At 62.3% G+C, this 9,213-nt stretch carries 10 protein-coding genes; 5 read left to right on the top strand and 5 right to left on the bottom strand.

Annotation, left to right across the window (positions count from 1 at the left end):
• Positions 1-467: Rossmann-fold NAD(P)-binding domain-containing protein (locus tag QT222_RS12260; RefSeq protein WP_491477338.1), on the top strand; the 467-nt coding region annotated here is incomplete at its 5' end.
• 27 nt (positions 468-494) lie between these two features.
• Here the strand turns inward: QT222_RS12260 and QT222_RS12255 are convergent.
• Complete coding sequence (locus tag QT222_RS12255) at positions 495-959, bottom strand: DUF6789 family protein (protein ID WP_004058759.1); 465 nt, start codon at positions 957-959, stop codon at positions 495-497.
• A 146-nt stretch (positions 960-1,105) separates the two neighbouring features.
• On the opposite strand from QT222_RS12255, the gene QT222_RS12250 reads away from it, so the two are divergent.
• The gene (locus tag QT222_RS12250) at positions 1,106-3,310 is read left to right on the top strand and encodes an ATP-dependent DNA helicase (protein ID WP_491477337.1); all 2,205 of its coding nucleotides are present in this window, start codon (positions 1,106-1,108) and stop codon (positions 3,308-3,310) included.
• 35 nt (positions 3,311-3,345) lie between these two features.
• Here the strand turns inward: QT222_RS12250 and QT222_RS12245 are convergent, their stop codons facing one another.
• Positions 3,346-3,936: a methyltransferase family protein gene (locus QT222_RS12245; RefSeq protein WP_491477336.1), complete on the bottom strand. Its 591-nt coding sequence runs from the start codon at positions 3,934-3,936 to the stop codon at positions 3,346-3,348.
• A gap of 141 nt (positions 3,937-4,077) precedes the next feature.
• On the opposite strand from QT222_RS12245, the gene QT222_RS12240 reads away from it, so the two are divergent.
• A complete protein-coding gene (locus QT222_RS12240; protein WP_491477335.1) occupies positions 4,078-5,454 on the top strand; it encodes a cytochrome P450 in 1,377 nt (458 codons plus the stop codon).
• 31 nt (positions 5,455-5,485) lie between these two features.
• On the opposite strand, the gene QT222_RS12235 is transcribed toward QT222_RS12240, so the two are convergent.
• Both QT222_RS12235 and QT222_RS12230 read right to left on the bottom strand, forming a co-directional pair.
• Complete coding sequence (locus QT222_RS12235; RefSeq protein WP_491477340.1) at positions 5,486-5,983, bottom strand: 2'-5' RNA ligase family protein; 498 nt, start codon at positions 5,981-5,983, stop codon at positions 5,486-5,488.
• Positions 5,984-6,048: 65 nt separating this feature from the next.
• Entirely contained in the window at positions 6,049-6,243 is a 195-nt protein-coding gene (locus tag QT222_RS12230; RefSeq protein WP_491477334.1) for a DUF7554 family protein, read from the bottom strand.
• A 76-nt stretch (positions 6,244-6,319) separates the two neighbouring features.
• Here QT222_RS12230 and QT222_RS12225 point away from each other — a divergent pair, with 76 nt between their 5' ends.
• The gene (locus QT222_RS12225) at positions 6,320-7,537 is read left to right on the top strand and encodes an SPFH domain-containing protein (protein WP_491477333.1); all 1,218 of its coding nucleotides are present in this window, start codon (positions 6,320-6,322) and stop codon (positions 7,535-7,537) included.
• 108 nt (positions 7,538-7,645) lie between these two features.
• The gene (locus tag QT222_RS12220) at positions 7,646-8,140 is read left to right on the top strand and encodes an acyl-CoA thioesterase (RefSeq protein ID WP_491477332.1); all 495 of its coding nucleotides are present in this window, start codon (positions 7,646-7,648) and stop codon (positions 8,138-8,140) included.
• Between the two features lie 27 nt (positions 8,141-8,167).
• On the opposite strand, the gene QT222_RS12215 is transcribed toward QT222_RS12220, so the two are convergent.
• Positions 8,168-9,160, bottom strand: a complete 993-nt coding sequence (locus tag QT222_RS12215) for a ribonucleotide-diphosphate reductase subunit beta (protein ID WP_491477339.1) — start codon at positions 9,158-9,160, stop codon at positions 8,168-8,170.
• Positions 9,161-9,213 lie beyond the last annotated feature (53 nt).

Below are 9,213 nucleotides of genomic sequence, written 5' to 3'. Positions count from 1 at the left end.
CGTTCGAGGAAGTGCAGGCGGCGTGGACTGGCGACGGCAACAACGTCGGCCAGTGGTTCGTCCTCGGCTGTGCGATGGCCGGTGTCGACCTGACGGTGGCGACGCCGCCGGGATACGCGATGGACGACGAGGTACTCGACAAGGCGGACGAACTCGGGAGTGCGCCAACCGTCACGACGGACCCCGAGGCGGCTATCGACGGGGTCGACGTCGTCTACACCGACGTGTGGATTTCGATGGGCCAAGAGGGTCAGCGCCACGAGAAACTGCAGGCGTTCGAGGGATTCCAGTTGAACGAGGGCCTGCTTTCGGGCACCGACGCGAAGGTCATGCACTGCCTGCCTGCCCACCGCGGCGAGGAAATCACGGGCGACGTGCTCGAAGGCGAGCAGTCGCTCGTCTGGGAGCAAGCGGAAAATCGCCTGCACGCCCAGAAGGGACTCATCGTCGAGTTGCTGGACGCGTAGCTAGGAAAGGACGAACGGACTGATTTTTCAGAAGAACCGCTCGACCGTCGGGAACGCCGCTCCGAGAACCGCGCCGTAGACGACGTGACCCATCAGACTCGTCGTGCTCACGTTCGGAAGCGGCGGGTTCGCGGGCGAACCGACGGCTCCGAGCCAGACCGGCATGACGAGGACGGCGAGGACGGCCCAGAGAACGACACCGTAGACGACACCACTACCGAGCGATTTTCCGAGCGAGTCGAATCCGACAACGCCAGCAAGTCCGGCGAACGCGATGCCGAGAATCGCACCGTGGGCGACGTGGATGGTGAATCCGGCGGTCCCACCCATCAGCGTGTACATCGAGGGAATTGCGACTTCGAGAACCGGCCGCATCTGCATCAACATCATCGCGCCCATGACGAGCGCGGCGAGTACACCGGCGACGATGCCGGCTTGCCAGGAGACGGTTGCAGTCGATTCGGTTCGTGCGGTGGCTGTTTCTGACACCATGTGCCAGCGGTCGGAAGCGCCGCAGATAATGCTCTCTCGGCCGGGCGGAACCGCCGCACCGCGGGGACACTCTTATATGTCGGCTCCCGAATCGAGTGGGGGTACTGCTCCGAGGCTTTTAATCAGATGGCGGCCGAGAATCGTTCGTGGCCCACGCCAACGGCTCACCCGACGACAGCGACACGGAGAGAGCGTGGCGTTTCTTCCCGTACGACGAGCCGTATCCGAACCAGGAGGCGGCGATGTCCGGTATCGCGGACGCTCTCGACGAGGAGCGAAACGTCCTCCTCGAAGGGGCGACGGGGACCGGGAAAACCATCTCCGCGCTCGTTCCCGCGCTGTCGTACGCCCGCGAGCACGACAAGACGGTCGTCATCACGACGAACGTCCACCAGCAGATGCGGCAGTTCGTCGAGGACGCCCGCGCCATCACCAGACAAGAAGCTATCCGGGCGGTGGTCTTCCGCGGCAAATCCTCGATGTGCCACATCGACGTGGGCTTTCAGGAGTGCCAGACGCTCCGCGACACCACCCGAAGCATCGTCGAAAAGGAATCCGACAAGTCCGAACTCTCCGAACAGGCCCAGACGCTCCTCGACCAGATGCGCGAGGGCGAATCCGGCGCGGCGGACGCGAGAAGCGCCGTCACGGACGAACTCGACACCATCGACGACGAGTTAGAGCAGTTGAAAGAGGGCAACTACTGCGACCACTACTACAATAATCTCACGCAGAACACAGACGAGTTCTTCCAGTGGTTGTTCGACGACGTGCGAACTCCCGACGAGATTTTCGAGTACGCCGGCCGCCAAAACCTCTGCGGCTACGAGTTGCTGAAAGAGGGCATGGAGGGAATCGACCTCGTCGTCTGTAACTACCACCACCTGCTCGACCCGATGATACGCGAGCAGTTCTTCCGGTGGTTAGACCGCGACCCCGACGACATCATCACCGTCTTCGACGAGGCGCACAACATCGAGGGGGCCGCCCGCGACCACGCCAGTCGCTCACTCACCGAAAACACCCTCGAAAGCGCCATGAACGAGTTGGAAGACGTGGACGATTCCCGTGCCGAGAGCGCCCGCAACGTCATCGGGACGTTCCTCGAATCGCTCCGCGATGGCTACGAAGAGGCGTTCGGCTTCGGCGAGCGCGAGCAGGTCGGCGAAAACTGGTACGACCTCTCGATTGCCAGTCAGGGCCGCCGCGACGACCTGACGATGGACTTCCTTCAGTCGTACGAGGGCCGCGGCATCGACATCGAAGTCGAACTCGCCTTGCAGTTGGGCAAGCGACTGGACGAACAGTACGAAGACGAGTACAAAAACGGCGACGCGACGACGCGTCAAGAGTGTCAAACCTTGCAGGCGGCGAACTTCATCGCCGATTGGATGGAGATGGGCGGCGACCTCGGTCGACACCCGATGCTCTCGGTTCGCCGCGACGGCGGAACCGACGAAATCTACGGTCGTGCCGAACTCTACACCTGCATCCCGCGAGAGGTCACCCGCGAACTGTTCGAAGAGGTTCACGCGAGCATTCTGATGTCGGCGACGCTCCGCCCGTTCGACGTGACCGAATCGACGCTCGGCCTCGACGACCCGGTGACGATGGCCTACGGATTCGAATATCCGGAGGACAACCGTCGGACCTTTTCGGTCTCACTTCCCGCGTTGTTCTCGTCGGAGCGCGACGACCCGGGCACGCAGGAGACTATCGAGCAGTTGCTCGCCGACGCCGCTCGGTTCACGCCGGGAAACACGCTCGTGTTCTTCCCCTCGTATTCGGAGGCCGAGCGCTACCACGAGCGTCTCCGCGGAAACCCCGCTGTCGATATCGACCTCTATCTGGACGAACCGGGCGTTCGAGCCGAAGAGATGCGACGCGAGTTCGTCGGCAAAGACAGCGCAGTGCTTCTCACGTCGCTGTGGGGAACGCTCGCCGAAGGCGTGAGTTTCGACGGCGACGACGCGCGAACCGTCGTGGTCGTCGGCGTTCCGTACCCGCATCTCTCCGAGCGCCTGGAAGCGGTGCAAGACGCCTACGACCGCGTCTACCGGGGCAAGAAGGATGCTGGCTGGCGCTATGCGGTCGAGATTCCGACGATTCGAAAGACCAGACAGGCCCTCGGTCGCGTGATTCGCGCGCCCGACGACTACGGTGTGCGCATCCTCGCCGACAAGCGCTACACGCGAGAGAGCTCGTCGATGGGGAAATACGGCGTCCGCGGGTCGTTCCCCGTCGAAGAGCGGGCCGAGATGGTCGACATCGCGCCGGGAAAACTCAAGTTCGCGATGCTGAACTTCTACAACGACCACGACGCCTACGATGGCGAGCCGCCGCGGCCGTGAAAACGGGAGCGACCGTGTAGCCGGTCGTAATCCGGTCACTTCGTCAGTTCTCGAATCGTTGTTCGGCCCACAAACCGGGGGACGTGCGCTGTGTACTGCTCGTACTCGTCCCCGTATTCTGCGCGAAGATGTGGTTCTTCGGCGAGCGGTAACAACAGAATCCACCCGACGTGTGCCGTGGCGAGAACGGCGACGAAAACCGAGTTCGTCAGCAACGCGAATCCGACGACACCGACAATCATGCCGACGTACTGCGGGTTTCGACTGTACGCATACGGCCCACCGGTGTAGAGGTCGCCGGTGACGCCCCGAACCTCGTCCGACTGCATCACGTTCGCGCTTCGGACGAAGATTCCCGTGCCGAGCGCCGAAATGACCGCTCCGACGACGAGCGATGCCGGTCTCGGTAGTATCCACTGATTCCAGTCGAGAACGGCAGCGGCGAGTATGGAGATATTGAACACGCCGACGAGCGACCAGTGCAGGTAGTACGCCCACGTCTTGTCGCCCGGCGGCCACCACTGCCGGGTCGTCGTGAGCGTGACCACCAAGATGAGAAAGATTCCGGCGGAGGCGAAAAGTCCCGCTCCGAAGGCGACGGGTGCCACGGTCGAAAGTGTCGTCATACGCTATTGTAGGGCGATTTAGAGCATAGGGCCTCTGCCGCACCCCTGCGGGAGGTTTTTATCGGCGCACCCGACGCGTCGAATCGCTCACCAATCACCTCCGCCGTGTAGTTCTTACCTCTTGGAACCAACACATACCCGATGAGTTCGACCCCTCCCGGACCGAAGGGCATCCCGCTTTTCGGCGCGAGCAGGCAGTACGCCCGCGACCCGTTCAGTTTCCTGACGGCGGTGGCGGACGCCTACGGTGATGTCATTCACTTCGGCCTCGGGCCACTCGATACGTACATGCTCACGAACCCGGCCGATATCGAGACGGTGCTCGTGAGCGAGGCGTCGAAGTTCCGAAAACCCCAGTTTCAGGACCGCGCCATCGGCGACTTGCTCGGCGACGGACTCCTCATGAGCGAGGGCGCGACGTGGAAGAAACAACGCCACCTCGCCCAACCGGCATTCGACGTGCGCCGCATCTCGACGATGGCCGAGATGATGACCGACCGAACGGAGTCGATGCTGTCGTCGTGGGACGACGGCGACGTGGTCGATGTGCAACTGGAGATGGCGCGGTTGACCGTCGAGATTATCGTCGACGCGATGTTCGGGACGGACCTCGACGACGAGCGAATTCGACGGGTACAGGAGAACCTCGAACCGCTCGGCGCGCGGTTCGAACCCGACCCGTTTCGCTTCCTTCTGCCCGACTGGGCACCGACGAGAGAGAACCGAGAGTACAAACAGGCGCTATCGGTGCTCGAAGACCTCATCTGGGATATCGTCGACGACCGCCGCGGCACCGAGTACGCGTCGACTCCCGCGTCGTCCGTGGCGGCCGACGACTCGGTCGAGGGGGAACGGATGGACCTGCTTTCGATTCTGCTCCGCGCCTACGACGCGGGCGAGCAGACCGAAAAGAACCTCCGCGACGAGTTGATGACGATGTTGCTCGCGGGCCACGACACGACCGCCCTGACGCTGACATACGCGTGGTACCTGCTCTCGCAACATCCAGAAGCGGAAGCGAGGCTCCACCGTGAATTGGACGAGGTGCTCGGCGGGCGGACACCGACGTTCGAGGACGTTCAGAAGTTGGAGTACACAGAGCGCGTGCTAAACGAGGCGATGCGCCTGTACCCGCCGGTGTACGTCATGTTCCGTGAGCCGAAAGTCGATGTTCGCCTCGGCGGCTATCGCGTCCCCAAAGGGTCGGCAATCATGCTTCCACAGTGGGTCGTCCACCGGTCGGAACGGTGGTGGGACGACCCGCTCGAATTCGACCCCGGCCGGTGGACACCCGAGCGGACGCAGGGTCGCCCGCGCTTCGCCTACTTCCCCTTCGGTGGTGGTCCTCGCCACTGCATCGGCAAGCACCTCTCGATGCTCGAAGGCCGACTCATCCTCGGGACCGTCGCCCAAGCGTACGAACTCGACTACGTTCGGAACGAACCGTTCTCGCTCCGCGGCTCGTTGACGATGCACCCCCAAGAACCGATAGGGATGCGACTGCGCGCCCGCGAATAGCCGCATTCTACCCGGTGATTCGCAACCTCGTTTAGGCTGGCAGTGAAATCGAGGCGACGCTCTCGCGGAACGACGAGTCGTAGAGGTCGACCTGTGAAACGGTCCACTCAACGGGTTCTATCTCCTTCCCGGCGACCACCCGCGCATCCGCGAGCGTTCCGCCGCGAGCGAGCGTGACGTGCGGGACGTAATCGTCACCTTCGAGACCGTCGATGGGACCGAATTCGTCGACGAGTCGCCGATGCAACTCGATGAGACCCGAACTCTCGACTTCGAGGTAGACGACCGGCGCGGAGCCGCGAGGTGGCTGTTCGAAGAAGTCGATACCGGTGACACGGGCTTCGAACGCGGGTTGCCCGACGAGCGTCTGCCGGAGGCGTTCGCGAAGGCGGTCGAATTCGGACTCCTCGAAGCGCTTGCAGACGAGCGTCTGCCGGTCGCGAACCCGGTCGAACGAGGCGAGATACGGAAACAGGTCGGACGCGAGGCGGGCGACCCGCCCCGGAGCCGGGACGTTCAGACTGTACACGCCCGTGTCTCGTGGGTTAGACACAAAGACGTGTCGTCGTCGCCGCGACCGGACCAGTCAGGAGCTTAAATCCAGTCGAGGAACCAGAGGACGATGAGCGCCGCGGCGACGAGGCCGAAAAGCGGGAGACCAAGCCCGATAAGCGCACTAAACAGGCCGAACACCTCGCCGATGATTTCGAGCACCAGCCAGACGACCACGAGAACCAACACGATTTTCAGCAGGTCCTCCACGTCAACGCCGCCACGACTCGTTCCCATCCCCGCCGCTCGGGCGTTCGAAGGCAAATACTTGGTGGCCGCGTAGCTTTATTCCCCTTCGGTGTCACTCTCCTGTATGGATAGCGTGTTCTACCAACTCGGAAAACTCTCCGCGACGACGTCGCCGGGGTCGTCGGGGTCCGGTGGCGGCGCTCGCGTCGATAGCGGCCCCTCCCGTATTCCGCGTTGGGTCGGTCCCCTCGCAGTTGCGGTGGTGGTATTCGGTATCGCCGTGATTGTCTTTCCCGTGACGCCACTGGCGCTCGTGGGCTACGTCTTCCTCGCGCTCGCCATCGCGGCGGTGTACGACGCCGTCGAAATCGTCCAGGCGTACGAAAAGCGAACGCTCACCGTCTTCGGCGAGTACAAAGGAATCCTCGAACCGGGATTGAATATCATTCCGCCGTTCGTCTCGAAGACCTACCGCTTCGACATGCGAACACAGACGTTCGACGTGCCGACTCAGGAAGCAATCACCGAAGACAACTCGCCCGTCACGGCCGACGCAGTCGTCTATATTCGCGTGATGGACCCCGAGCGCGCCTTCCTCGAAGTCGACCACTACCAGCGGGCCGTCTCCCTCCTCGCGCAGACCACACTCCGCGCCGCCCTCGGGGACATGGAACTCGACGAAACGCTGGCGCGACGCGACCACATCAACTCACGCATCCGCCGGGAACTCGACGAACCGACCGACGAGTGGGGTGTCCGCGTCGAGTCCGTCGAAGTCCGCGAAGTCAAGCCCTCGAAGGATGTCGAAAACGCGATGGAACAACAGACATCCGCCGAGCGCCGCCGCCGCGCCATGATTCTCGAAGCGCAGGGTGAGCGTCGCTCCGCCGTCGAGGCGGCGGAAGGGGCCAAACAGGCGAACATCATCGAAGCGCAGGGAAAAAAGCAGGCTGCAATCCTGCGCTCGCAGGGTGATGCCGTTTCGACGGTTCTGCGTGCTCGCGCTGCCAAGTCGATGGGCGAGCGAGCGATTATCGACAAGGGCATGGAGACGGTGGCAAACATCGGCACGTCACCGTCGACGACGTATGTCCTCCCGCAAGAACTCACCTCGCTTCTCGGCCGGTACGGAAAGGGGCTGACTGGCTCCGACGTACAAGCTTCGGCCGGTCTCGACAGTCTCGAATTCGACGAGGAAACCCGACAGCTCCTCGGGTTAGACGACATCAGCGAGATACTCGGTGAACTCGACCTCGACAAGACGGCGGACATCTCGGCGGACGCCGTCGACATCGAAATCGAAGACGGTGGCGTCGAAACCGAGTCCGAACGCGTCGAATAGGCGAAGTGGGAAGTCACCGAATGGGGGAACCCGGGCGATTAATCCAAGTTTATTTCTATTGTTTAGGACGTAGAATAAGTTAACAGCGTCCGCGATAGAGCTGGTTGTATGCAGCAGCAATCGACGGTTGGAACGCGGTCGTTGTCGGCATCCCGCGCCGAGATGAGCGAGATTCTGATGCCGAACGACACGAATAACCTCGGCCGTGCTCTCGGCGGGCGGATTCTCGAATGGATGGACATCTGCGGCGCAATTGCCGGGCGTCGGTACGCCGAGGGGCAGGTCGTTACGGCGTCGATGGACCACGTTGACTTTCTCGCCCCAATCGACGTGGGCGACGTGGTGACCGTCGAAGCGTACGTCTTCGACACTGGGCGAACGAGCATGGACATCAAGGTCGATGTGACCGCCGAGCGACCGAGCGAGGGGAAAAAGCGAGCGACGATTACGTCGTTTTTCACGTTCGTCGCACTGGACGAAGACGAAACGCCGGTGCCGGTCCCGAAACTGGTCTGTGAGTCTGACAAAGAACGCGAACTTCGGGATTCGGCGCTCCGGAAGCGCGAGGAACACCGTGCCGCGTTGGCGGAATCGGACTCGTAACGCAGGCCGTCAAAACGGGTCGGCAGGTTACCAGTCGAGTTGGCCACCCGACTGGTACTCAGTGACCTGCGTCTCGAAGAAGTTCTTTTCTTTGTTCAGGTCGACCTGCTCTGTCATCCACGGGAACGGGTTGTCGGTCCCGAACTCGGCGCCCATCCGGAGTTGGCCGAGGCGACGGTCGGCGACGTATTCGACGTATTCGGCGAACTGGTCGGCGCTCATGCCGAGTACGTTCGGCGGGCACGCCTCGTGGGCGTAGGTTCGTTCGAGGTCGACGGCCTCGACGATGAGTTCGCGGACTTCGGCCTCGAATTCGTCGGTCCAGACGCCGGGGTTCTCGTCTCGAATCGTGTTGATGAGGTCGATTCCGAAGTTGAGGTGAAGCGACTCGTCGCGCATGATGTACTCGAACTGCTCGCCGACGCCGACCATCTTCCCGCGACGCTTCAACGCGAGCATCATGGCGAATCCGGCGTAGAAGAAGATACCCTCCATGATGACGTAGAAGCCAACGAGGTCACGGAGGAACGCGCGCAGGTCGTCGTCGGTCTCGATGGTGAAGTCGTCCTTGTCGATGGCCTGCGTGAGGCTCACGACGTACTCGTCTTTCGCCTCGATAGTCGGAATGCGGTCGTACATGCCGTACATGTACTCCGGGTCGAAGCCGAGCGAGTCACAGCAGTAGATGAACGTGTCCGTGTGGATGGCCTCTTCGTAGGCCTGTCGCAGGAGGTACTGGCGGCACTCCGGCGCAGTCACGTGGTCGTAGATGGCGAGGACGATGTTGTTCGCCGTGAGCGACTCGGCCGTCGAGAAGAAGCCGAGGTTCCACTCGACGAGACGGCGCTCGGACTCGGTGAGTTCGCCGGTCTTCCACTGCTGAACGTCGTCGCCCATGGGGACTTCCTCGGGAACCCAGTTGTTGGCGACGCCCTGTTTGTAGTACTCACGGGCCCAGTCGTAGTCGATGGGCAGTATCTTGTTCGGGTCGTGTTGGGTGTCGTTATTGACTATCGGCATCGATGGTTTGGGGGTGTCTGCGACGGGTTTCGTATCGTCTGTGACTGGTCTGC

The sequence above is a fragment of the Haloferax sp. s1 genome, from assembly GCF_058382125.1.
Note: the sequence above shows the minus strand (reverse complement) of the source record. Positions and strands in the feature narration are given on the sequence as shown.

Excerpts from the sequence above, each read along its gene's own strand:
- QT222_RS12255 (WP_004058759.1), bottom strand. The coding sequence starts at position 959 with ATGGTGTCAGAAACAGCCACCGCACGAACCGAATCGACTGCAACCGTC.
- QT222_RS12245 (WP_491477336.1), bottom strand. The coding sequence starts at position 3,936 with ATGACGACACTTTCGACCGTGGCACCCGTCGCCTTCGGAGCGGGACTT.
- QT222_RS12240 (WP_491477335.1), top strand. The coding sequence starts at position 4,078 with ATGAGTTCGACCCCTCCCGGACCGAAGGGCATCCCGCTTTTCGGCGCG.
- QT222_RS12230 (WP_491477334.1), bottom strand. The coding sequence starts at position 6,243 with ATGGGAACGAGTCGTGGCGGCGTTGACGTGGAGGACCTGCTGAAAATC.
- QT222_RS12225 (WP_491477333.1), top strand. The coding sequence starts at position 6,320 with ATGGATAGCGTGTTCTACCAACTCGGAAAACTCTCCGCGACGACGTCG.
- QT222_RS12220 (WP_491477332.1), top strand. The coding sequence starts at position 7,646 with ATGCAGCAGCAATCGACGGTTGGAACGCGGTCGTTGTCGGCATCCCGC.
- QT222_RS12215 (WP_491477339.1), bottom strand. The coding sequence starts at position 9,160 with ATGCCGATAGTCAATAACGACACCCAACACGACCCGAACAAGATACTG.